21 protein-coding genes are annotated in these 25,161 nt (G+C 44.4%); 9 read left to right on the top strand and 12 right to left on the bottom strand.

All coding sequences use genetic code 11. The features are described from left to right. Window positions 1-107: 107 nt before the first annotated feature. Window positions 108-1,385: a c-type cytochrome gene (locus ABDW33_RS09345; protein WP_343689791.1), complete on the bottom strand. Its 1,278-nt coding sequence runs from the start codon at window positions 1,383-1,385 to the stop codon at window positions 108-110. Window positions 1,386-1,817: 432 nt separating this feature from the next. Here ABDW33_RS09345 and purN point away from each other — a divergent pair, with 432 nt between their 5' ends. Next, window positions 1,818-2,384: a phosphoribosylglycinamide formyltransferase gene (purN, locus tag ABDW33_RS09340; RefSeq protein WP_343689790.1), complete on the top strand. Its 567-nt coding sequence runs from the start codon at window positions 1,818-1,820 to the stop codon at window positions 2,382-2,384. A 41-nt stretch (window positions 2,385-2,425) separates the two neighbouring features. Then, window positions 2,426-3,091 carry a hypothetical protein gene (locus tag ABDW33_RS09335; RefSeq protein ID WP_343689789.1) on the top strand — a complete coding sequence of 222 codons (666 nt, stop codon included), beginning with the start codon at window positions 2,426-2,428 and terminating at the stop codon, window positions 3,089-3,091. Here ABDW33_RS09335 and ABDW33_RS09330 read toward each other — a convergent pair. Further along, window positions 3,069-5,174, bottom strand: a complete 2,106-nt coding sequence (locus tag ABDW33_RS09330; protein ID WP_343689788.1) for a TonB-dependent receptor — start codon at window positions 5,172-5,174, stop codon at window positions 3,069-3,071. The two genes, ABDW33_RS09335 and ABDW33_RS09330, sit on opposite strands and share 23 nt — an antisense overlap. Window positions 5,175-5,304: 130 nt before the next feature. Between ABDW33_RS09330 and ABDW33_RS09325 the strand changes: the two genes are divergently transcribed. Further along, window positions 5,305-5,931 carry an SCO family protein gene (locus tag ABDW33_RS09325; RefSeq protein ID WP_343689787.1) on the top strand — a complete coding sequence of 209 codons (627 nt, stop codon included), beginning with the start codon at window positions 5,305-5,307 and terminating at the stop codon, window positions 5,929-5,931. 2 nt (window positions 5,932-5,933) lie between these two features. Then, window positions 5,934-6,362, top strand: coding sequence for a transcriptional repressor (locus tag ABDW33_RS09320; protein ID WP_343689786.1), 429 nt, complete (start codon window positions 5,934-5,936; stop codon window positions 6,360-6,362). A gap of 80 nt (window positions 6,363-6,442) precedes the next feature. Here ABDW33_RS09320 and ABDW33_RS09315 read toward each other — a convergent pair whose 3' ends face one another. From ABDW33_RS09315 to ABDW33_RS09305, 3 genes are all read right to left on the bottom strand, one after another. Continuing rightward, a complete protein-coding gene (locus ABDW33_RS09315; protein WP_343689785.1) occupies window positions 6,443-8,164 on the bottom strand; it encodes a M3 family oligoendopeptidase in 1,722 nt (573 codons plus the stop codon). 306 nt (window positions 8,165-8,470) lie between these two features. Beyond that, window positions 8,471-9,121: a DUF5606 domain-containing protein gene (locus tag ABDW33_RS09310; protein ID WP_343689784.1), complete on the bottom strand. Its 651-nt coding sequence runs from the start codon at window positions 9,119-9,121 to the stop codon at window positions 8,471-8,473. Window positions 9,122-9,275: 154 nt separating this feature from the next. After that, window positions 9,276-10,664 carry a lamin tail domain-containing protein gene (locus ABDW33_RS09305; protein WP_343689783.1) on the bottom strand — a complete coding sequence of 463 codons (1,389 nt, stop codon included), beginning with the start codon at window positions 10,662-10,664 and terminating at the stop codon, window positions 9,276-9,278. Window positions 10,665-10,875: 211 nt separating this feature from the next. Between ABDW33_RS09305 and ABDW33_RS09300 the strand changes: the two genes are divergently transcribed. Then, the gene (locus ABDW33_RS09300; RefSeq protein ID WP_343689782.1) at window positions 10,876-11,865 is read left to right on the top strand and encodes an aspartate-semialdehyde dehydrogenase; all 990 of its coding nucleotides are present in this window, start codon (window positions 10,876-10,878) and stop codon (window positions 11,863-11,865) included. A 290-nt stretch (window positions 11,866-12,155) separates the two neighbouring features. Further along, window positions 12,156-12,407, top strand: a complete 252-nt coding sequence (locus tag ABDW33_RS09295) for a hypothetical protein (protein ID WP_143708839.1) — start codon at window positions 12,156-12,158, stop codon at window positions 12,405-12,407. Window positions 12,408-12,722: 315 nt separating this feature from the next. Here ABDW33_RS09295 and ABDW33_RS09290 read toward each other — a convergent pair whose 3' ends face one another. From ABDW33_RS09290 to uvrB, 4 genes are all read right to left on the bottom strand, one after another. After that, window positions 12,723-13,388 (bottom strand): DUF2461 domain-containing protein, encoded by a 666-nt coding sequence (locus tag ABDW33_RS09290; protein ID WP_343689781.1) that lies wholly within the window; start codon window positions 13,386-13,388, stop codon window positions 12,723-12,725. Between the two features lie 35 nt (window positions 13,389-13,423). Then, a complete protein-coding gene (locus ABDW33_RS09285; protein WP_343689780.1) occupies window positions 13,424-14,503 on the bottom strand; it encodes a porin in 1,080 nt (359 codons plus the stop codon). Between the two features lie 252 nt (window positions 14,504-14,755). After that, window positions 14,756-16,138 (bottom strand): ammonium transporter, encoded by a 1,383-nt coding sequence (locus tag ABDW33_RS09280; RefSeq protein WP_343689779.1) that lies wholly within the window; start codon window positions 16,136-16,138, stop codon window positions 14,756-14,758. A 574-nt stretch (window positions 16,139-16,712) separates the two neighbouring features. Beyond that, window positions 16,713-18,767: an excinuclease ABC subunit UvrB gene (uvrB, locus tag ABDW33_RS09275; RefSeq protein ID WP_343689860.1), complete on the bottom strand. Its 2,055-nt coding sequence runs from the start codon at window positions 18,765-18,767 to the stop codon at window positions 16,713-16,715. An 18-nt stretch (window positions 18,768-18,785) separates the two neighbouring features. Between uvrB and ABDW33_RS09270 the strand changes: the two genes are divergently transcribed. Next, entirely contained in the window at window positions 18,786-18,953 is a 168-nt protein-coding gene (locus ABDW33_RS09270) for a hypothetical protein (protein ID WP_343689778.1), read from the top strand. A 26-nt stretch (window positions 18,954-18,979) separates the two neighbouring features. Beyond that, window positions 18,980-19,777: a S1/P1 nuclease gene (locus ABDW33_RS09265; RefSeq protein WP_343689777.1), complete on the top strand. Its 798-nt coding sequence runs from the start codon at window positions 18,980-18,982 to the stop codon at window positions 19,775-19,777. Between the two features lie 84 nt (window positions 19,778-19,861). Here the strand turns inward: ABDW33_RS09265 and ABDW33_RS09260 are convergent, their stop codons facing one another. Together ABDW33_RS09260 and ABDW33_RS09255 are read right to left on the bottom strand one after the other, a co-directional pair. After that, on the bottom strand, window positions 19,862-20,785 hold the full coding sequence (locus ABDW33_RS09260) for a PfkB family carbohydrate kinase (RefSeq protein WP_343689776.1): 924 nt from the start codon (window positions 20,783-20,785) through the stop codon (window positions 19,862-19,864). A gap of 55 nt (window positions 20,786-20,840) precedes the next feature. Further along, entirely contained in the window at window positions 20,841-22,250 is a 1,410-nt protein-coding gene (locus ABDW33_RS09255; RefSeq protein ID WP_343689775.1) for an MATE family efflux transporter, read from the bottom strand. 202 nt (window positions 22,251-22,452) lie between these two features. Here ABDW33_RS09255 and ABDW33_RS09250 point away from each other — a divergent pair, with 202 nt between their 5' ends. Continuing rightward, complete coding sequence (locus ABDW33_RS09250) at window positions 22,453-22,830, top strand: hypothetical protein (RefSeq protein ID WP_343689774.1); 378 nt, start codon at window positions 22,453-22,455, stop codon at window positions 22,828-22,830. A 310-nt stretch (window positions 22,831-23,140) separates the two neighbouring features. On the opposite strand, the gene ABDW33_RS09245 is transcribed toward ABDW33_RS09250, so the two are convergent. Then, complete coding sequence (locus ABDW33_RS09245; protein ID WP_343689773.1) at window positions 23,141-25,150, bottom strand: OmpA family protein; 2,010 nt, start codon at window positions 25,148-25,150, stop codon at window positions 23,141-23,143. Between the last annotated feature and the right edge of the window lie 11 nt (window positions 25,151-25,161).

Genomic DNA, 25,161 nt, shown 5'->3' with positions numbered 1-25,161 from the left:
ATTATAATTAGCACTATGAAGAACGATGTATGAAGCTGGTATTATAACGATCTGTTTTTGACGCTACTACTTTGCTTCCTCCACCAGATTTATCTTCACTTCTTATATTAATAGTGACATTTCTGACATTCAGTACCACCGACCATTTCAACAGTTACGCTGTCGATCTTGCCGTCTTTAACATCCTGGTGGAACTTCTCGAAAATGCTATAGTATTTGTTGTCTGCAAACTGCACCTTGGTAGTACGGTGACAGTTGATACACCAACCCATTGACAGGTCCGCGAACTGATGAACTTCATCTTCTTCGGTGATAGGACCGTGACAGGTCTGACACTGTTGCTTACCAGCTACTACGTGTTGAGAGTGGTTGAAGTAAACGTGGTCAGGCAGGTTGTGGATCTTCGTCCAGGGAATTGGTTTACCTGGTTTAGTGTAAGCTTTTGCATTTGCATCCCAACCAACGTACTCATATAATTTTGCGATTTCCGCAGAGCCGTTGATCTTCTTGCCTTCTGCATTGAACAGCTCAGGACCACTGTATTCGCTGATCACCTTGTGACAGTTCATACAAATGTTCTCAGAAGGGATCATCGCATGCTTACTCTTCTCAGCACCGGCGTGGCAGTACAGACAGTTGATCTGGTTCATACCAGGGTGAACTTTGTGAGAGAAGAAGATAGGTTGCTCAGGCATGTAATCTTTCTGACGACCCAGACCGATTGCTCCGTTGATAGTGAAATAACCACCAACCATGAACATCACCAGGATCACCAGCGCGATGTATGCTTTGTTTTTGTAGAAAGGAACAGGTTCCGGAACTGCTACGCCTTCTTTGTCAGCAGCAAGCTTGTTCAGGTTGCTGTTGATCTGGAGGAGAATCAGTGCGACTACTGCGAGAATGAGGGTGATGATACCAAACAGCAGGCTGTTGTTAGCGCTACCTTCTTCAGGTTGAGTACCCGTCTGACCAGCAGGACCATTAGTACCAGCTTTGGCATTTGGATCGTTCTTTTCTTCCTGCGCAATGTACGCCAGGATATCATCGATATCACCGTCGGACAGGCTTGGGAAAGCAGTCATCTGAATTTTGTACTCATTGAATAACGCATTAGCGTATTGGTCACCAGTGGCCAATACAGCCGCTGAGTTGTGAATCCACTGGTGTAATAATTTCTTATCACTCCAACGACCTTCAACACCCGCCAGGGCAGGACCAGTTAGTTTCTTATGGACATTGTGGCAAGATGCGCAGTTGCTCTGAAACAATGCTTTACCCTTGGAAGGATCGGCAGCCCTTACTGAGAAGGAAGCAATCATACCAACGCATAGGACAAGAACACTCACAAAATGCTTACGCATACGGATGGAAACACGACGATACACAGCCTATTTAGTTTAGATTTGACCTTAAGTTTCTTTAAAAAGTGCCAGCAAAAATAAGACACAATATTGACAATTTATCAACAATTATAAAAAAATCTTACTTGCTTCACTAATTCCTTTTCCCTATATATGACGCGGCAAAGCGCGTAATGATCAGATACTTTTGCATAAGAAAAAACATGATAAATGTCATAAACCGCACAATGGTTTCTTCACTTCCTTGCAGGCCTACATATTATCACGTATCATAATATGGTATAGTGTGGGGGGATCATTTCCAAAGTTGTGCCTTCCTTATTTAACCTCTTTTCCCCGTGAATGGTTCAAATATACTCTTAAAATTCTGGGATCAAAACAGGCACTACCGGACATCTGGTTATATTTATCTAATTTTGCAACTTCTTCCTTTATTAAGCAAACAAAAGAATCATCTTGAAAAATATAGCCATTCTCGCTTCAGGTGCAGGCAGTAACGCGCAAAAGATCATTGACCACTTCAAAGGCTCCGACAAAGCTGCCGTTACGCTCATCCTGTGCAACAAACCGGGAGCCGGTGTCTTCACAATTGCAGAGAACGAGCACATTCCTTCTATATTAATAGATAAAGAACGCTTTTTCCGAAGCGATGATTATATTCAGCTTTTAAAGGAAGCAAAGATTGACCTGGTGGTTTTAGCTGGTTTCCTCTGGAAAGTACCTGCCAATCTCGTTCAGGCATTTCCGGACCGTATTATTAATATACATCCCGCCCTATTACCGAAATATGGAGGTAAAGGTATGTATGGCCATTTTGTGCACGACGCTGTGATCTCCGCAAAAGAAACGGAGAGTGGTATCACCATTCATTTCGTTAATGAAAAGTATGACGACGGGGCTACCATCTTACAGGAACGTTGTACCATCACCCCGGACGATACCCCGGAAACCCTCGCAAAGAAGGTACAGGTGCTGGAACACAAGTATTATCCACTAATTGTGGAACGATTATTGACTTTATAATCAGTCATACTTTCAGCCTAAGAAGCTGATAACTAAACTTTATGAAACAACCACTGCTTGTTACATGCCTGTTGTTACTGAGCGCGGCCTATGCCTTTGCACAGGATAACAAATCCCCATTTCGCAGGTCTACCTACATCAAGGTGAACCCTACAACGCTTATTAATGAACTGGATGTATCGATCGAACAGGAGCTGAGTGAAAAACTCAGCCTCGAAGTGGGTGTATCCGGTATCTATACTGACTATCCTGATTACCTGCTGTCTAAAAAAATAGACATCGGGCAAAAGAAGCCGGATATCAGTACCGAACAATATGTAGATGGGAGAGGGCTGGGATTCAGGGCTGGCCTGCGCTGCTACCTGTTCTCCGCAAGAGACGGTTTGTACAGGGCTATGGGTACTTACTTCGAACCTGTCTTAATATATAAGAAGGTCTTTTACCCCAACGAGGACGTAACGATCAACGACGATAAATACAAACGCTCTGCTACCAAGGATGTCTATGCCTTTCAGATCCTGGTGGGCCGACAGATCACTAAAGACAAAATCGTCTTTGACCCGTACGTTGGCTTAGGGGTCCGTACCAAAGTCTATCGCTACCAGAACTTCACAGAGAATAATGGTGCTGCCCAGTCGAATGATGGCAGACTGGTGAGTGTACTGCCAAGCATTCAGCTCGGGATTAAAATTGGACTGAAACTTTAATACTACAATTCCTTCCTATATTATATATACCTGATCGCCCATTGGGGGAGGCGGTGTAATATTCGAAATACTTCAACCGGTTCATGTTTGCCTGGTATACTGTATTGAATACATTGTCTACCTGGAAAAACAGGTCGAACCTTTTGGCAATCGTGCCCCCGGCACCCAGATTCAATAATACATACCCGTCTGTGGCGGTCTCCGTATTATCCACTGCGTAAAAGTGATCCTGCTTTGCGTAGCCATCGACCTCTATCCGCCCATACATTTTCGGGAATACCGCTTTCCATTCTGAACGCGCATGCAGCGGTGGAATGAAAGGCAGGTACTTTGCCTGGTCGCCATGCTCCCTGATCAATGCGGCATTCCGGTTCAATCCCGCTGTATACGCCACACTATTGTTAATCTTTAACCAGCCGATGCTACGGGGATGAAAGTTAATACTGACCTCTCCACCATATAACCTTGCTTTTGACTGCTGGTACTGATAAGTGGCATTACCCGGCACGATCACCACATCATTGAGGCGGGCCTGGTAGATGTAGTTGGTAATATTATTATTAAACAATTCCACACTCAGGTCTACTTCTTCCAGGTAGGCCAGCCAGCCAATATCTTCCTGCAGACTGAACTCGGGGTCAAAGTTCCTGTTTCCTAAATACACGATGTGTGCACCCGGGTCAAGGCCGTTTGATCCGATCTCTGTAATGTTCGGCGCACGATAGCCCCTGGCTATATTCGCCTTCAATAATACCCGTTCGCTGAGGTTATAAGTAGCTCCCAGGCTACCGGATATTCCATTATAACTGTGGGCAAAGGCTGTAAACTGCCGGAAATCGTTCCAGTGAATATGGCGGTGATCATACCTGATCCCCCCTGAAACCTCCACGGGCCCGAAGGACTTCCGCACGAAATAAAAACCACCAACGTCAAAGAGGTTGTAGTCGGGGATCGGGAAGTCGGTCGCATGCTGACTACGGTTAGTCTGGTACATTCCATTGACCCCTGCTGTCATTTCTATATTATTGACCGTTGGGAGGTTGTAGCGGAAATCGTAATTCAGGGTATTGAGTATCAGGTCCAGGCCTGGCTGTTTCGGTGTCAGCGGATGATTGTACTCCTGTCGCGAGCTTTGCTGTAAAGCGATGGAAGAAAGGAAGTTCCCGATCTTTGTGCGGTTGTATAATCTATAATGGCGGATGTGCTGGTGAAGGTCAGCAATGGAATAAGTTTTTAATAAGTGATCCGGAACGATCGGCCGGTTCCTGATATCATCATTATCCCCCTCCGCTACCTGTATGGTAAATTTGCGCGTGAGGGAGTCACGGCTACCGTCAGGGATCTCCTGCAGGTTATTATATAAGGTGGTAGCCAGCAGCGAGTATCCCCATTTTTTATCCACACGGGCCATGGCGGTACCATTTAGCTCCCTGAAGGCAGTGCCATACACATAGCCATCCACTGCATTACGATAGTTGTGGGCCATCTTGCCGCTCAGGCGAAAAACATAATGCCAGTCATGTTTATGATAGGAGAGCCCCAGGGAAGAGCCGGCCATACCATTATTGGATTGATACTCGGTCAGAAAGTTGCCCCTGAGGCGCCCCTCCTCACCAACCGGCAGATCCGGGATCATATTGACAACACCGGCAAGGGCGTCTGAGCCGTACGTGAGACTTGCCGGGCCTTTTACTACTTCCACCCGCCCTATACCATACTGGTCTACTTCAATACCATGTTCATCTCCCCATTGCTGTCCTTCCTGCCGCACCCCGTCATACAGGGTCAGGACCCTGTTGTACCCCAGTCCCCTGATAAACGGCTTAGAGATGTTTGGCCCGGTGGTCACAGCCGATACACCGGGGATAGATTTGGTGACAGCATCAATGAGGTTGGTATTGAGGTGAGTGGACATTTCTTTTTTGGTAATGACAGCGATCGGAACGGGATTCTTCCTGACGGTCGTGGCCCGGGTCACCCCTGTCACAATCACCTCGTTCAGGTGGGCAGTCTGCAAAGAATCGGTTTGGGCAAAAGCAGCCATGCTACAGAGTATGAGCACTGCTGTAAGTAATCGGAGCATGTATGTTTAATTTTCACGAAAATATTTTTTAATTTTTTATTAACAAGAAATAATTTTTAGGCTAGCCTAAATTATAGGGTAATTAAGAAAACACCTACCTTTGCATTATATAAATAACAGATCGGCGATTATGTCAAAGAAGAACGTCTTTTTAATCACCTTTTTCGTGCTATTGGCAATAGCTTTCATGGGATACTCCGGCTATGTGATCAAAGGAGAGCAGGGTGATTTCTTCGGCAGGGAAAAACTGCCAGTGCTGGGTACTAACGGCCATATTGTAGGTGGCTTTTCGTTCACGAATCAGGAAGGGCGTACCATTACCGCCCAGGATGTGGAAGGCAAAATTTATGTAGCGGAATACTTTTTCACCACCTGTACCGGCATCTGTCCTAAGATGAACAAGAACATGGAGAAAGTATATGCTAAATATAAAAACGAACCTAAGTTCAGGATCCTTTCTCACACGGTTGACCCGGAAAATGACAGTGTCCCTGTATTGAAGAAATATGCAGAAGAGCATGGTGCAGATCCGTCCAACTGGTGGTTTTTGACCGGTTCTAAAAAAGAATTATATAAACTGGCCCGCCAGGGTTATCTTGTAGATGATGGTACCTATGCGGGGGATGAAGATTTTGTACACACACAATGGTTCGCGCTTGTAGATGGTCAGGGTCGCATCAGGGGATTATATGAAGGCACCAAAGCTGCTGACGTAGACAAGCTGATCACAGATATTGACAGGCTGCTAAAGGAATAAATATGGAACTTACGCACAAAACACATATCACGGAGCTGCTGAAGGCGAGCAAACTAAGCATTACAGATACGCGGTTGAAGATCCTGGAGTTGTTCATGGAGAGTAATGGCGCACTGGAACATAGTAGTTTTGAAAAACTCGCCGGTCAATCTTTTGACCGCGTGACCGTATACCGCACTTTACAAACTTTCCTTGATAAGGGATTGATTCATACCATTCCCACTACCGATACGAGCATCAGATATGCCTTGTGCAAATCTGATTGTTCTGAACATGATCATCATGATCATCATATTCACTTCAGATGTGAAAATTGTGGCACCACGATTTGCCTGGATGATACAGAGATCCCGGTGATACAGCTACCGAAGGGGTACGCTATGCATAATGTAGATGTAGTGGTGAGTGGGGTATGTAAAGAGTGTAAATAGCAGTTAAGCAAAGCAGGCCACAGGCCATGCCCGATAAAAAAAACGCTAATGCTTCCCGCATTAGCGTTTTTTTATTTTAGTTAGATCTTTTCAATTTCTGCCTGCACGAAATCTGCCAGTTCCTTCACATAAGCAGGGGAGAAGTCGAACCTGATGCCTGCAGCTTTATAGAGTTCAGGCAATGTTCTGGTACTACCCAGGCTCAGCGCTTTCACATAATTATCCAGTGCCTGCTGTTTATTCTCCTTATACTGTTTCCACATGGCAATCGCCCCCAGTTGTGCAATACCGTATTCAATATAGTAGAAAGGTACTTCGAAGAGGTGCAATTGGCGCTGCCAGCTAGCGGCCCTGGACTCTTCCAGTCCTGTAAAGTCAACGGTATTTGTTGAGAACTCTTCCAGGATAGCTACCCATGCAGCTGTGCGTTCTTCGACGGTATGCTGCGGATGTTCATATACCCAGTGTTGGAATTTGTCGATAGTTGCAATCCATGGGAAGATGACGATCGCTCTTTCCAGTTGCTGCAATTTAGCACGGCGCAGTTCATCGGGGTTACTGAAGAAGATATTCCAGTTGTCCATGGTGAACAGCTCCATGCTCATGCTTGCCACTTCAGCAATCTCCATTGGATATTCCTTGAAGAAGCTCAGTTTCAGGTTATGGCTCAGGAAGGAGTGTACGGCATGGCCGCCTTCGTGCACCATGGTTGTAAGGTCTTTCATTTGACCGGCCGCATTCATGAAAATGAAAGGCACCCCGGTTTCTGCCAGTGGGCAATTGTAACCACCTGGTGCTTTTCCTTTACGGCTTTCCAGGTCCAGGCGTCCCATTTTCTGCATTACGCGCAGACAATTACCAAAGAAAGGTCCCAGTTCGTCGAAGGTTGCGATGGCTTTATTGATCAGCTCTTCGCCGGTGTGGAAAGGTTCCAGGGGTTTTACGCCTGCAGGTTCAGCTTCTCCATCCCATGGTTTCAGCACATCCAGGCCCAGTTTCTGGCGTTGTTTTTCCTGGAAGTTCTTAACCAGCGGGAGGATATGCTCCTTCACGGCAGCGTGAAACTGGAAGCAATCTTCCTTGGTATAATCGAACCGGCCCAGGTCTTCAAATTTATAGTCTCTATAGTTGGCGAAACCGGCGTTTTTTGCCACCTGATCGCGTTTTTGCACCAGGGTAGAATACAGTTGATCCAGCTGATCTTTGTCTTCCAGGCGGCGGGCGCTGGTTTTACGGTACACTTCTTCCCTGAGGGTGCGGTCGCTGCTTTCGAGGAAGCGGGCAGCCTGTTGCAGGGTATATTCCTGTCCATTGACGTTAATGGTCATTTTACCTACGATAGGGCCATATTGCTGAGATTGCACGCTGAGTTCAGCCAGCAGGGGTACATTCTCCTCGCGGAACAGTTTCACTTGTTTCTTTACGCTACGCAGGAAGGTGGCATATAGTTCCTGGTCCAGCTGGCCCAGGTATTCACTTGCGAGGAGTTTTTTGTTGAGTGCATCCGTATAGGGTTGCAACTGCGGTTGTATTTCCATGCAGAAGTAGGCGAAGGCTTCTTCCAGGGATTTGTCGGTTGTATCGCAGGTCATGCGGATCTGTCGCCAGGCGGCGTCTTCGCTTATCACTGCATCCAGTTCGCTGATGTCTTTCAGCCATTTTTCCAGCGCAGCCACACTTTCAATTGGTCTTGCCAGCAACTCATCATAATATGGCTTCAATGCTTCCCATGTGGTTACCTTAAAATCTTCGGGTAACAGTGTACGGGGTTGTTTATCAATATTTGCGTCTAAAGTCTTCATAATACTAAAATAAGAAATTAATACCAGAGCGATAGTCTGACTATACTACAGACAGTGTACTATTGGTGCGCATTAGGTGGACTATTGGTGGCGAAGTCTGGCTAAAGCTGAATTATAGTTTAGTCGAACAAGCGTCGAAGAAGCGTCGAACAACGGTCGAAGAACAGTCGAACAACAGTCGAAGACGAGTCGAACAAGTGTCGAACGGGTGTTGGACTAAACGTGGGCTTATAGCAATAAAAATGCCTGACGGAAAACGCGTTTGCGCTTTCCGCCAGGCAAAAATTTATTCCGGAGAGAGAAATCTTATTCCTCAGTCTTCTTTTTCTTAGGAGCAGCCTTCTTTTTAGGTGCTTCTTCGCCTTCAGCAGCAGGTGTTTCTTCCTTCTTAGCTTTGGTGGCTTTTTTAGGCTTAGCAGCTGGTGCTTCTTCACCTTCAGCAGCAGGGGCTTCTTCTTTAGCAGCTGCTTTCTTAGGTTTAGCTGCCTTTTTAGCAGGTTTTTCTGCTTCTTCTTCAACAACTGCAGTTTCGGCAGCTACTTCTTCAGCAGTTGCATCTTCTGTTTGTTCTTCGAATTTCAGCAGGTCATTATTTTTGAGGATGGTATACCATTTTACCATCTTCTTCATATCGCTCACGTACACCCTTTCTTCATCGAATTCAGGGAATACGCTTTTGAAGTAAGCTTTGATCGCTTTATTGTCAGCCTTAGCATCCACCAGGGCAGTTTTACCTTCTTGGTCCTGCATAGCTTTGAATACTTCCGCCAGGTTTACGTTTTCGCCTGTGGTAAATACTTCAATGCTTTCCAGGGGGGTAAAATTATGGATGCGCGAACTCACGAAACGCGTACTCTTGTCTTCCAGAGATCTTACAATGGCACCATCCTGTTTGCTGGCGATCAACTGAAATAAACCGCCCAAACCGGTTACTGCAACTATTTCTCTATACTGCATGTTCAAATTTTTAAGAAGCGCAAATATAAAAAATCGTTTCTATCCGACAAATTGATCCGACCTATACTTTATTTTTATTCGTTCTAATCAACCAAACTGACCAATTATATATTAAAAATTTATTTGCTTTTAGCAAATAAAAAAGTTGACAAAATCAGGTATTTTTTCGTTTTGCCAATACCAACGGGAGCTTCCAGCGCTGCATATCTCCTTCAGGATGAAGGAATGAGGCGTAAACAACGTATATACCAGATGGGACTATATTGTGCACATCATCTGTACCATCCCAGGTAAAAAAACCTTTTGAAGACAATAAAAAATGATTACAAACTGTTTTGACTGATCTGCCGGCGGCATCATATATAGATATATCTGCAACAGTTCCTGCAGCGGGCAACATGTAATTGATCACAGCTACATCGTCGGTTCCATCATTATCCGGAGAAAACACTTCGGGCGTCAGGGTGAATGTACCTGGCAAATCTACTGCGCTTAACTGCTGGGAGTTTGCACTACCAGGTGTCGCAAATCCCACCGTTGAGGATGCAGAATGCCAATTTGAAAATTGTTGTGTGGGGGCATTGACATCTAGTCTTTCTAACGATACTCCTTTGGTATTTGCTGCCAAAGGGAAATGCATGGCATCTGTGTATTGTAATGCATCAATGGTATCCTCTTTATTATTTATTATATAAATACTGCCTTTTTCGTTGGTCAGAGACGGTAGTGCCATTTTATAGATTTGTGCTGGACTCACACAATGATATTGTATACAGAGTGCATCGGAGTCGCTTGTGAATGCAGCATAGCTACCGGGAGCCAATGTGCCTGCGGGAAATGCCACACGATCAGTAAACCCGCCGTTTGTTTTTGCTCTTATAATATATAACTGTGAAAGTGATACCGGATCTGTACCATTATTATATAACTCTACAAATTCTACATCACCATCATATAATATCTCATTGATCACGACATGTATATTTTCGGGTTCTGTGTGCGCATCTCCTGCTATAATATTATCAAAGAAATGCTTCCCTATAAACGATGCAGTGGATTGCCGGATGGCAAATCCCATGATTGATCCTTTAGTATACATACTATCAGTTGCGGTACCTTCTACTATATCATTTACGATTAGTGTCCATTCATGCCGTGCATTATGTGTCACTTTTACGTTTAATGTATTTGTTGAATGGTTGGTGACACCATCTCTGCCGTCGATGAGTAGCACCGGTGTTGCATGTGGATCTTTGCGGTATAAACACACTTCATCTTTCGTGTTACCTGTTCTTACGAAATACCCGGTGAGTAAGGAATCCAGGAGGTCGCGTTTATCAGCGCACAGGTAAGTGTCCACATAGTTTAATGAAGATGTATTGAAGTTGAGTTGCATCCACCATTGCCAGGTGTTAACAGGTAGAGGTGCTACATCAGTTGATATATAGAAAATACTATTAATTTGTTCGAAGCTGCTTTTTAATTGTCCATTCAGTATAGTCCACGCGGAATCGGTGCCGTGCCAGCGCGTGGCGTCTTTCATATCAGGATAATTAAAATATTCTTCGAATTGGGCACGGGAAGAAAGGGCATACAAAAGCATGCATACACAAACAATGGGAAACCTCATTTATTAACGATTTACTAATGAAAAGTAGCCGAAATTAGTGATTTTCTATGATTCATAGACATACATTGAAAACCGATAAGGTTGTATTAAATTCGCATCTCCAAAAATTTAAAATGTAAATACAATGAAAGTTGCCGTAGTAGGAGCTACCGGACTGGTAGGCTCAAAAATGTTACAGGTGTTAACGGAAAGGAATTTTCCGGTTACAGAACTTATTCCGGTTGCATCTGAGAAGTCAGTAGGTAAGGAAGTAACATTTAAGGGCAAGCAGTATAAGGTAGTCAGCGCAGATACGGCAATTGCCATGCAGCCTGCAGTAGCACTGTTTTCCGCAGGTGGTAGTACCTCTCTTGAGTGGGCACCTAAATTTGCAGCAGCGGGTATTACTGTTATTGACAACTCTTCTGCATGGAGAATGGATCCTACCAAAAAACTGGTTGTTCCGGAGATCAATGGTAAGACATTGACTCCTGAGGATAAGATCATCGCTAATCCTAACTGTTCTACTATCCAGATGGTATTGGCATTGACCCCACTGCACGAAAAATATAAAATCAATCGTGTAGTAGTATCTACTTATCAGTCAGTAACGGGTACCGGTGTAAAAGCTGTAGAGCAACTGATGAATGAGCGTAAAGGTGTAGAAGGGCCTAAAGCGTATGCTCACCAGATAGATCTGAATGTGATACCTCAGATTGATGTATTCCTCGATAACGGTTACACGAAAGAAGAGATGAAGATGGTGAAAGAGACTGTAAAGATCATGGGAGATAGTAACATTCGTGTCACTGCTACAACTGTTCGTATTCCGGTAATGGGTGGTCACAGTGAATCTGTGAACGTTGCATTCGATAATGAGTATGAATTAAGTGAAGTTCGCAGCATTTTAGAGAAGACACCGGGTATAATAGTAGTAGATGATCCTGCAAATGCAAAATATCCGATGCCAAAAGATGCACATGAGAGAGATGAGGTGTTTGTAGGTCGTTTGCGTCGTGATGAGACCCAGGAGAAGACTTTAAACATGTGGATTGTCGCAGATAATTTACGTAAAGGCGCAGCAACCAATGCAGTGCAAATAGCAGAATTTTTACATGCACAGAAATGGATCTAGTTTTTATGACCATGATATCCGTAAACGTATATACGTCATAACATAAACAATTGAGAGCAAGTGACCTACCACTTGCTCTTTTTGTATTATTTAGTATTATTCTGAGGAGAAATTTGTATCACCGAAACAAAAATTACACAGAAGTAGTATTGATTAATGAAGGATAAAATTCAATTTTGGTATCAATAATCCTATGCCAACTTACTTCTTCAAAAAGAGTCAAAAAACTTGTAAAAAGTAAGGTGCTGACAGAACTAAAATTCACAAATCCGTAAACACCCTTAAGTCCTATGAAAACCAACGCCAATCGTGAGCTTTTATTGATGCACAAATTTACTGAGGAGTGGAGTAACAACTTTTCTTCACAGGTATCACGCATCATGAACATTGTGGATCAACATGATACACTGGACGGCATTATACCCATCATTGAGGTAGCCAACGTGTATAATCAACGTTTTGCACACACTAAAACAGACAAAGAAAATCTGTTGAAGAATCGTAAGGCAAGACCGTTTGAGTTCCTGATCCACAAAAACTAGCCCGCAAAATACTTGTCCCGTATTTATCTGTTGGTCATTATAGTATGTGTATATGTCAGGTATGCACATCCGGCAGATAGGACTACAGACAAGCTTATTTTGTGCTGGAGATTGTCTTACAAATCGAAGAGTGTATTGTAGAGAGCGTCAATTGCCTGTGCCTTAAGTACCGCACAGGGTAAGAATTTTTTGTCCTACTGAAGTTGGTGATGAGTACGGAAAAGGGCTGACTAAAAAACACAAGAGAGTCATAGCACAGGAGTGCATCAACACCGTTTTTTAGTCAGCCCGGAGATTGGGTGGAAGCTGGCGCTATTATTCCATGTCCAGCGCCCGGTCCATGAATTTTACAAATGGCTGCATGACAGCAAATATTTTCAAAATTTCTCTAACAAGTGCAGGCTGTATGGCAGCATCATCTGAGATGTGGTGCCATACAGTGAAGCTTTTTAGTTTCAGGTAAGCTATGGCCGGATTGTCCGGCTGGTATCCCTGCGGCACCGTCTTGAGTGCTTCTCCCTCTATTTTACCAAAGTAGCGGATGAAATCCTTATTGGATATAATCTGCTGGAATTCCTCGAAGTTATAGTCTATTTCCTGTCTTACTTTCTTTAATACCGGAGCTTCAGGCATCCAGAGGCCACCGCCGGCAAAACTCTTACCGCCGGGTTCCAGATGGAAATAATAACCGGGGCGGGGTGTTTTGCGGCCCCCAGGGGCAAATGCAGCTCCCATGTTTGTTTTGTAAGGTGTTTTGTCTTTTGAGAACCTTACATCTTTGTATATACGGAATGTACAGTCCTTCACCTGCAATCCGATCAGGGCCGGATCCTGCTTAAACAGGCCATCCAGGATTTGTTGAACCACACTATCATAGTCAGATTTGGCCTGCAGATAGTCCCCTTTATGGTCTTCGAACCATGGCTTATTGTTATTCTTGTTCAGTGATTTCAAAAATTTCAACGTGGTGGGCTGTAACATGTATCAGATTTTGTCCACAAAATATAAAATAGCTTTTAGAAATGATACGTGGCAGCTACCAAAACGTTGGGAGATGTGCTTACCGGGGCTCCATCATGTTTATTAAAAATATTTACTGAGGCTTTGTCGAGTCTGAATTCGGGGATGATAGTCAGGTTTCCTACTTTATAATTCAGGGAGACCGTGCCGGCCATCACATGGCCACCGCCGATACCTGCGAAAGTCTTGAGGCCATCAGCGTCATCAAAGTATTCGCCTCTCAGGGTTACACCCAGTGTTTTATTGAAATCAATATTCATGTACAAAGCAGAGCCCCACCATTTAGCGGTATTATCTGTTGCTTCTTTTTCACGGGTATTGATATATGTACTGATGGTACCATTGTAACCGAATCCGATCACATCATTGACATTGTAGAGTGCAACGAAATCTAACTGATGATTCTGTACACCAGCAGTATCGCGGCCTTCGAGGTAGTTCAGGTATAACTTAAGCGGGGTGGTATTGGCGCTATAACCGATCTGTGCACCGATATACTTGCTATTCGACCAGGAAGCCGATTTGAAATCGGTCGGGTTGAATACGCCCAGCATGGCAGTCAGGTGTTCATTGATCGTGATATCTGCTTTTAAACCTGTATTGAAGAAAGGTCCGTTGCTGAACATATAGCTCATGCTATAGTTCCTGTTCTGATAGGCATCCACCAGTTCATAGCCGATGTGGGTGGCAAAACTACCCATGCTGATCTTGAGTTTGTCGAGCACCTGGTAGCTAACATAAAGTTGTTTGATGGCCATTTCCATACTTCCCTTATCAACGGGATGATCATTGTATGAAAACTCTGCCGCTCTTCTGCCAAAGCCAAGATCAGCAACGATGCTACCTTTTTGGAAAGACTGTTCTGCCTTCAGTGAGAACATACCCAGTTCAAAACTATTCTGCGAATTAGTAAAGCTTGTCTTATTGTCTGTGCTGTTGCCGTTGAAATTATACTTGTAATAAACATCTGCAGAACCGGAGATATTCACTAATGGGCTTTTGGTAGAATCCGCCGTTTGGGAATAGGCAAAAGAAATCTGGCTGGCAGCGAAGGCTGCCAAAAAAAGTTTTTTCATGCAGTAAAATTTGGATGATAAAAGGAGTGTGCTAAATCTGCGTGGTAGCTGCTTTTAAGCGATAGGACCGATAAGACAATAAAAAAGAATAGCTAATAATTAACCTCGGGAAGGAAAATTTTTACACGAAACAAATAAGAAATTGGTTGATAAAATACTTCGGTTGATAAAATGATACTATCTACAATTTCCCGTGTTAATTATTAGCTATTCTAAATGTTTTGGGTATTCAAACGCACTATATAATCTTCATTAATCTATCATTGGTTCTTCTTTGAGTGTACCGTTGTCGTATACACTCATCATGTGCGGATGGTAGCTTTCGTTGTGCTGTGAGGCATCCAGACCCAGTGCTTCTTCTTCTTCGCTTACACGGAGCGGGTGGATTGCATCAATCAGTTTGAAGATAGCATAAGATACAACGAAGCTATATACTACTACGATTGCCAGACCAATGAACTGAGTTTTGAACAGATCGAAGTTACCATAGAACCAACCATCTACAACGTTCACCGCTTTGGTAGCAAATACACCTGTCAGCAACATACCTACCATACCACCAACACCGTGACAAGGGAATACATCCAGTGTATCGTCGATAGCGGTTTTAGATTTGTAATGAACCATCATGTTGGAAATGATCGCAGCGATGAAGCCCATAAATATACTCTGTGGGATACCTACGAAACCTGCGGCAGGCGTGATAGCTACCAGACCAACTACGGCACCGATACAGAAACCAAGTGCAGAAGCTTTACGGCCACGAACTACATCGAAGAAGATCCATGACAGACCTGCAGCGGCAGCAGCTGTATTAGTAGTAGCGAAAGCAGATGCAGCCAGACCATTTGCGGCAACGGCAGAACCGGCGTTGAAACCAAACCAGCCGAACCACAGCAAACCAGTACCTAACAGTACGAATGGAATGTTAGCAGGTTGCAATTCTTTCTTTTCAATATGATCCTTACGGCGTTTCAGTACCAGGGCACCAGCCAATGCGGCACAACCAGCAGAGATGTGTACAACAGTACCACCTGCAAAGTCAATTACGCCGAGCTTGAAGAGGAAACCTTCCGGATGCCATGTCCAGTGTGCAATTGGACAATAAACCAGTAAGCTGAAAAGCACCATAAATAATACGTAAGATGTAAACCTGATCCTTTCAGCAGTAGCACCTACAACCAGTGCTGGTGTGATGATCGCAAATTTCAGCTGGAAAAGCGCGAACAGCAGTAAAGGAATGGTGGGAGCAGCACTCCATGGCGCGCTGGAAGCGACTCCTTTAAAGAAGAGGAAGGTAGTAGGATCTCCAATGATCCCGTGGTATGAATTACCAAAAGACAGGCTGAAGCCAACAGTCACCCATAATATACTGATCAGGCCTGTAGCTATGAAGCTCTGCATCATGGTAGAGATTACGTTTTTACGGTTTACCATACCACCATAGAAAAATGACAAACCAGGTGTCATGAAAAATACCAGGCAGGTTGATACCAGAATCCACGCAATGTCACCATAATTGTATTTTCCCTCAGCATCCACAAAAAGCGGCTCGTTTTTAATGAATAAACCAAATATTGCCACTAATCCCAGAAATATAAAGGGTAAATAGTCTTGAAATGATGTTTTCTTCATAGCAATGCGATTTTAAATTTCTTCAATAAAAGTAGTGATAAATTTATTTTATCAAATAGTAGGGGTCAAAAATAGAAATCATCTTATAAAAACAGGAGAAAGTGGGTCAAATGTTAACTATATTATAAATAAAAATAATATTAATAATGATTTTCGTCATTCTGTGAGTGGAAGAAGTGGTAAGATTAAAATATAAAAATATGATTTACAATAAGTTATTTGGTACTTAAGTAGAAATTAACGATTTTCTAACAAGAGGGTTTTGAGTATTACAGCGATTGGAAGACAAGGCTTACAAATTAATATAATACAACAATATAAACATTATCTATATTTTGTTATGTTGATAAAAACTATTGAAAATCACCTAACACATATTATATTTTATAATATTAAAATCACTACTTAATGGTTTCTGTAAGGAAGCAACTTCCAATTTTTGCCTCAAAAATGAACCTTTTTAAAACACAAACCCCGAAAAAAAGGTTTTGCTTCAGACAAAAACTTCTTTTCGGGGAATGAAGGTGAGAAAATTTAACAGGAATGCTTAAAAAGCTATTTATTATTATTTTTACTATATATCTTTCATTGCATCGAGTTCACGTTGTAATGCGAACATTTGATCACGTAGTCTGGCAGCTTCCATAAAGTCCAGATCTCTTGCCGCCTTTTCCATATCCTTCTTTATTCTGGCTATTGATTTTTCCATTTGCGGGATAGTCTTGGCTGCAGCTTCCTGTTTGGCATAATCCACGGCGTTTTCTGCTACCAGCGTTACTTCGTCGTGTACTGCAATCGGGGAGTTCTCATCGAAGTTCTTGATTTCCAGCACGGATGTTTGCCCCATGATCTGTTCCTTGCTTTTCAGTACCGTCCGCGGCGTAATACCATGGAGGCGGTTATAGGCAATCTGCTTTTCGCGACGACGGTCGGTTTCGTCTATGGTACGCTGCATGCTATCTGTAATCTTATCTGCATAGAAGATCACCAATCCGTCTACGTTACGTGCGGCCCTACCGGCTGTCTGGGTCAGGGAACGCTCATCGCGGAGGAAACCTTCTTTGTCAGCATCCAGGATCGCCACCAACGTTACTTCAGGCAGGTCAAGCCCCTCACGGAGCAGGTTCACACCTACCAGTACATTAATATTACCTAAACGCAGATCGCGGAGTATCTCTATTCTTTCCAGGGTATCTACTTCAGAGTGAATATACCGGGACTTAATATTAATACGCTGCAGGTACTTATCCATTTCCTCTGCCATACGCTTGGTGAGGGTAGTTACCAGTACACGACCACCACTTTGTACCCGTTTATCTATTTCTTCCAGCAGGTCATCTACCTGGTTGATACTTGGCCTTACCTCTATAGGTGGTTCCAGCAACCCGGTAGGTCGTACTACCTGTTCTACCACCACACCTTCTGTCTGGCGCAGTTCATAATCCCCTGGAGTTGCACTGACAAAGATGGCCTGGTTTACCAGGTTTTCAAATTCGAAGAAGTTCAGCGGGCGGTTGTCCAGTGCAGAGGGGAGGCGGAAGCCGAAATCTACGAGGGTGAGCTTACGGGAACGGTCACCGCCATACATACCACCGATCTGGGGAATGGTGACGTGGCTCTCGTCTATGACTAAGAGAAAATCTTTCGGGAAGTAATCGAGCAGGCAGAATGGCCGGGTACCTGGGGTACGCCTGTCCAGGAAGCGGGAGTAGTTCTCAATACCGCTGCAATAACCCAGTTCCCTGATCATTTCGATGTCGTAATTGACCCTTTCTGAGAGGCGCTGAGCTTCTATATGTTTCCCTTCTGCCCTGAAGTAATCGACCTGTGCTTTCAGTTCATCCTGTATTTCGTAGATGATCTGCTGCATCATATCCTTAGGAGCCAGGTACAGGTTGGCCGGGAAGATGGCCGCATTGTCCATGGTACCGATGCGCTTTCCGTTCTGTACATCGAAGCTTTCTATTTCTTCAATCTCGTCGCCGAAGAAGGTGATGCGGTAGGCATAGTCTACATAAGGCAGGTTGATATCGACTGTATCTCCTTTTACACGAAAGTTACCCCGGTTAAAATCACCTGTGGTACGGGTGTATAAGGAGTTCACCAGGCCATGTAAGACGGTATTACGACTGATGGTCTGGCCTTTGTGCAGGCGAATGATACCGTTTTCATAATCGGTAGGGTTCCCCATACCATATATACAGGATACGCTTGCTACCACGATGATATCGCGGCGACCTGACAGCAGGTTGGTCGTGGCCTTGAGGCGCAGCTTATCCAGCTCTTCATTGATAGCGAGGTCCTTTTCTATATAAGTATCACTGACCGGCATGTATGCTTCAGGCTGGTAGTAATCGTAGTAAGAAACGAAGTATTCGACAGCATTGTCGGGGAAGAATTGGCGGAATTCGCCGTAAAGCTGGGCTACCAGTGTCTTATTGTGAGTGAGCACCAGGGTAGGGCGCTGTACCTGTTGGATTACATTGGCGATGGTGAAAGTTTTCCCTGAACCGGTCACACCCAGCAGGGTTTGGTAAGGAGCTCCATCCTGCACGCCTTCCACCAGTTGTTTGATTGCTCCTGGCTGATCGCCGGAGGGAGCGTAAGGTGAATGAATTTTAAATGGCATCATCAAATTTACGTGAAAATGGACAAACGATTACTGCTGCCTTCGGTAGTTGTTCCACTGTTAACAGCGGGTATCTGGCAGATGGAAATAGAAGCATACAGGCCGGTTATATCCTTCGGGATAGCGGGTGAGATTTGGATGACTGGTCGGCAGCATACCCTAGAAGTCATTACCTTTACTTTTTAGTGACTTAACCAGCTCATTTATTTTTTATGCTTAAGAAGTTATACCTGCTTGGTCTGGGCCTGATATTGCCGCTCATACCGTTGTCTGTTTCTGCATGGGGCGTGACGGGACACCGCATTGTTGCTGAAATTGCTTACCGACACCTGACACCGAAGGCATTAAAAGCTGTACAGGCGATACTTGGGAAAGAGAGTATGGCCATGGTGTCTACATGGCCAGATTACATTAAGAGTGATACCACGCATCGGTTCGATAGCCGGTATAGCTGGCATTTCGTAGATTTTCCTGCGCATGTAGACAGAGCAGGGATGGACGCGACTTTGAAGACGGTGAAGAAGGAGAATTTGTATGATGAAACGGAGGCGTTGATCGGGGAACTGAAATCCGGTAAGGGAACGAAAGAGGAGCAGTGGCTGGCGATGACGTATTTGATTCACATGATAGGGGATATGCACCAGCCTTTGCATGTGGGTCGTGATGAAGACCAGGGAGGAAATAAGATCCCGGTGATGTGGTTCGGGGTTCAATCTAATTTGCATAGGGTGTGGGATGAGCAGCTGATAGATTTTCAGCAGTTGAGCTATACAGAGTATACCGCGGCACTGGATACGGCGGATGCGGCACAGATAAAGGTGATACAGCGTGGGACTGTGAAGGATTGGTTGTTTGAATCGAATCAGCTGGCGGATAAGGTGTATGATAAAACACCGGCGAATGAGAAGCTGAGTTACAAGTATAATTATCTTTTTGTGAAGGATTTGAATAGCCAGTTACTGAAGGGAGGGTTGAGACTGGCGGCTATTTTAAATGAGATTTATAAATAGGGTGCAATCATATTAAAAAAGCCGATCAGATACTGATCGGCTTTTTTAATATGATTTTGAAGCGCCAGGGGCGTTACGTATCTACTAAACGAGGTCGATATCAAAGTTTACCAACTCTACGAACTGGTCCAGCCTTGCAGAGATATCTTCCTGTGTGATGCTCTTCAGGCGATCAGCACCAAACTTCTCTACACAGAATGAAGCCATTGCAGAAGCTACGATGATTGCCGTCTTCATGTTTTCAAAAGAGATATCCTTCGTTTTAGCCAGGTGACCAATGAAACCACCCGCAAATGTATCGCCAGCCCCGGTTGGATCGTATACATCTTCCAGCGGCAATGCAGGTGCAAAGAATACGTGGTTCTCATGGAACAGCAGCGCACCGTGTTCTCCTTTCTTGATGATCAGGTAACGTGGCCCCATGGTCAGGATCTTACGAGCCGCCTTCACCAGGGAGTATTCACCAGACAACTGACGTGCTTCTCCATCATTTACCAACAGTACATCTACTTCTTTCAGCGTTATCTTCAGGTCTTCCAGTGCTACTTCCATCCAGAAGTTCATTGTATCCATTACAATGAGTTTAGGCCTGGTCTTCATCTGTTTGATCACAGACAGCTGTACCTGGGGGGTAAGGTTACCTAAGATCAGGAATTCGCTACCCTGGTAGCTTTCGGGAATTACAGGATTGAAGTCGCCCAGTACATTCAGCTCTGTAACCAGGGTGTCACGGGTATTCATATCCATATGGTACTTACCGGACCAGTAGAAGGATTTTTCATCCTTTTTCACCTGTATGCCTTCCAGCGCTACGCCTTTGGCTTTCAGTGCTTCCAGTTCAGACTGCGGAAAATCCCCGCCTATTACAGATACCTGGTTAATAGGTTGAACGAAGTTGGATGCAGCCCATGCAATATAAGTAGCAGAGCCACCTACGATTCTTCCGGACTTACCAAATGGGGTTTCTATATCGTCAAATGCCATAGTGCCTACAACTGTGAGCGACATGTGTAATTCGTTTTAGTTAAGATTAGTTAGATATTTTGAACACGCGCAAAGGTAATTAAACTTTTACCCGCTTCCACCATCCTTTCCTGAATATGATGATACTGGCTATTGCCATCGCAGATTCTGCGGCCGCTATGGCTGTAAAAACCCCGGCTGGCCCCCATTCGTAATGCACTGCCAGGGCCCATGCAAGCGGCATCTGAAACATCCAGAACCCGATCAGATTGATGATTGTGGGGGTACGCGTATCGCCGGCGCCATTGAAAGACTGGGATAATACCATGCCATATGCATAGAATATATATCCTAAGCTTACCAACTGCAAGGCCTGTGCACCATAGGTCACCACAGCCTCATCCTGTGTGAACAGCAGGATGACGGGCCTGGCCAGCAGGATAAAGAACAGCGACACGCAACCCAGGAAGATCATATTGAAGAATGCGGCTCTCCACACAGAACGTTCTGCCCTTTCTGGTTGTCCTGCACCGAGGTTCTGACCTACCAGTGCGGCAGCAGCATTGGCCATACCACTTGCCGGCAATATGGTAAAGATCACGACCCTGATGGCCACTGTATACCCGGCCACCGCTTCTTCGCCAAACCGCGCAATCACGCGTACCAGGAAGATCCAGCTTGTGGTATTAATCAGTAACTGTGCGGTACTGCCAGCTGCTATTTTCAGTAATTTACCAATGACAGGAAAATCCACTTTTAAATGATGGGCAGAGATCTTAATCAATCCTTTGCCACCTATAAGATTATACAACTGATAACATACGCCTACGCCACGGCCAATGCAAATGGCGAGTGCAGCTCCCATCAATCCCATGGCGGGTATTGGTCCCAGTCCATTGATGAATAAGGGACATAAAATGATGTTCACGATATTGGCAATCCAGAGCGAACGCATGGCCATTGCTGCGTCGCCCACACCTCTGAAAATACCGTTGATAAGAAATAATAATACGACTACCAGGTTGCTGCCCATGATCATACGCGTGTAGATATTGCCATGCTCTACTACATCAGCAGGAGCCCCCATCAGGGAGAGCAGTTCCCGGGCAAATACAACGCCTGCAATACTGATCAGTAATGAAAAAACCAGCGCGATATACAATGACTGGACCGCACTGTGTGCAGCAGCATCAGGGTCCTTTTCGCCTGTGCGTCTTGCTACCACAGCAGTGGCTGCCATACTCATTCCGAATGCAACGGTATATACAATAGTTAGTATAGATTCAGTTAATCCTACAGTCGTAATCGCATGTGTACCCAGTTTGCTTACGAAGAATATATCTACTACTGCCAGTAGTGATTCCATCACCATTTCCAGGATCATGGGTACTGATAACAAAAAAATAGCCCGGTCAATACTACCGGTTGTAAATTCAGTCTCTTTGCCGGATACTGCGGATATAAATAACCGGAATACCCTGCGCAGACGATTTTCAGCTGCCTGCTGCATTGTCAGATTGTTATAAAAGTTAGCAATGAAAGATGGTACGGCTGTACCGTAAATTTGGAGGTTGAAAGAAGGATCACGGACGTACCGGATCGGGTATTACATTTTCATGGTGTGATGATTGAAGACCACGAAGATAGTTTTTTTATTGGAAAGATAAGGGGAGGGGCATACGGTTACTGTCTAATAAAAAAAACATGTAATTATGTTAGTCAAAATGAAAACCGGTATTCTTTTATTAGCTGTAATTGTAGCAACCGTTATTGCCTGTTCAAAGGAAAATCAACAGGCGCTGAAGAACACAGAAAGTGTGGCCAATTCGGATGAACATCGTAAAGGCGACAGCACCCATCTTCCTGGTGACAGTACACATTTACCGGGAGACAGCACGCACCTGCCGGGCGACAGTACTCACCTGCCAGGGGATAGTACACATCATTTCCCGGGCGACAGTACCCATCTGCCTACTGACACCTTTCCCCATTACCCGCACTATCCTCATGATTCAACAGGAATTGGCGACTCAACTGGTGTACCACCTGTCGATACTATGGCAACAAGGAGAATGAGCAGAAAACATTAAAATTTCATGGATGGTGACCGGGTTGAATAGTAGTGAATGATTGGTCAGGCCAGCAGTAGTCAGGCCTGACCAATACCAGAAAATAAGTGGGGCGCTGTAACTTTTTTATTACTGTGTCCGTTTTACTAACACTTTACGGAACCATTTAACCTATATTTTAGTTTTAGCCCTGACATAAGACTACGGGAATCATGCTTTACACTTCCTATAAAAAATAATGGCCGGTCTTGCAACCGGCCATTATTATGATGGTCCTCTATACGATAGGATATGGCTCCCACCTTTTGGCGGGTTTAACCTTCTTTATAGCTTATTGCGATAACTGGGTTACGCGCAACACCTTGAATTCTGTTCTTCTGTTCAGTTGCCGTCCTTCAGGATTATCCTTACCATTTGGTAGTGTATTCGGTGCTATAGGCCTGGATTCACCATACCCTTTCGCAATCATACGGGATGACGGAATACCTCTGCTGATCAGGTAATCTACACAGGATTGTGCCCTGCGCTGAGACAACTTCATGTTATATTCATCTTTACCCTTACTATCTGTATGGGCACTCATTTCAATGATAATATTCGGATTATCCTGCATTATAGCCACTACTGTATCTAGTACAATCAGTGATTGCGGACGCAGGGTCGCTTTATCAAAATCGTAATAGATATCTTTCAGGATAATGGGTTTACCTATTTCATAACGTTTCAGGCAAATGGTGCGGCTTTCCATGGAATCTACCTTTTCCAGCTGATCTGTATTGACATAGATCGCTTTGGAGAAGTAGTTTTCCTTTTCCGCCATGATCTTGTAATTCATTTTCGGCTCTACTTCAAAACGGTAACGACCGGTTTCGTCCAGTGTTACCTGTTGTAGTACTTTCTGCTGAACTGTATCGATCAGGGTGATCTTTGCGCCTGATAATGGCAGGTTATTGTCACAATCCATTACCATACCATGTATGGACCTGGAAATCCTCTTGATGTGGAACAGCTCCAGGCAGCATACTGATTCTCTGTCAGAGCTGATATAGCCGCCGTTCATAGGGTGTGCCCAATCTGATGCTGCATAGTATATATCGTCCTTGGGGGAGTTCAGGGGAGCCCCTAAGTTCTTAGGCACTGCCCAGCTACTAAAATCACCCTGGCTGGAGTAGAAATCCAGGCCACCCAGTCCTACACGACCATCAGAGCTGAAGATGAGCATATGCTTGTCTCCATCGTAGAAAGGAGCCTGCTCCTCATCGCGCGTGTTAATTCCTGTGCCCATATTCCTGGCAGGACCGGGGTTATTCTTATCAAGCATACTATACCAAAGGTCATTCTTTCCCATACCTCCAGGTCTGTTGGAAGCAAACAAGAGATATTTACCATCTGCAGTCACAAAGGGCTGCATAGCGCTATAGCCGTCTACGTTTACATTTGGTCCTAATGACTTTGGTTCAGACCAGCTATCACCATTGCGCGTACTTACATAGATAGCCGCTGCCTTTACCCCATTTTTATTCGTCCAGCGGGTCAGGAAGATGCTATTACCATCTGGTGTGATAGCAGATACGCCCTGATCTACACCTTTTACTTCTGGTATTACCAAGGGGCGACTGTTACTGAAAGAAGCGTCCTTTCCATCGGCCTGGAATAAGCTGTTGATATAAGGATTTTCTTTTTTCTTTTTCTCCAGTAAAGTAGTATCAGGACGGGATGAGGTATACAACAGTATATTTTTACTCAGCAGTGCAGGTGCATAATTTGCACCACCTACATTTACATCACCATTCAGTTTGGTAACGATATAACCTGGTGTACGGCTGGCTTCGGAGATGGCAAATTCGCAGCTTGCAATTTCCAGTGCTGCCCGTGTACTGATATCATCTGTCCTGGCATAACTTTCCTTAAACTTTTTAAGCTGATCGATCGCGTCAGGATACTTTCCATTTGCACGGAGACAAACGCCATACCAGAAGCGGGCCAACGGGAATAACTCGGTGTTATTGTAGCTCACAACTTCTTCATAATACTTTTCGGCATTTCCGAAGTCGTTGTACATGCGGTAAGATTCTGCCAATCGGTATTTTACGGTTTCATAGTCTTTGATCTTACCTGTTTTTTTGTCTTTGGATCCTGGCTGATAGGGCAGAATTTCATTTGCATTTATCTTGAAGGTGCCCAGTGCTCTGTTGTAATACTGTGCAGCAGAATAATAGTCTTTTGCTTCATAATACACATCGCCTGTCCGCTTATAATCGTAAACGTACTGTGCCTTCAAAGAGTTAACCACAAATAAGCAGCAAATGATGGCCAGCCAATAGTGTGAAATTTTTTTCATCCGTTATTTTT

Source organism: Chitinophaga sp. (genome assembly GCF_039596155.1).
Taxonomy (GTDB): domain Bacteria; phylum Bacteroidota; class Bacteroidia; order Chitinophagales; family Chitinophagaceae; genus Chitinophaga.
Note: the sequence above shows the minus strand (reverse complement) of the source record. Positions and strands in the feature narration are given on the sequence as shown.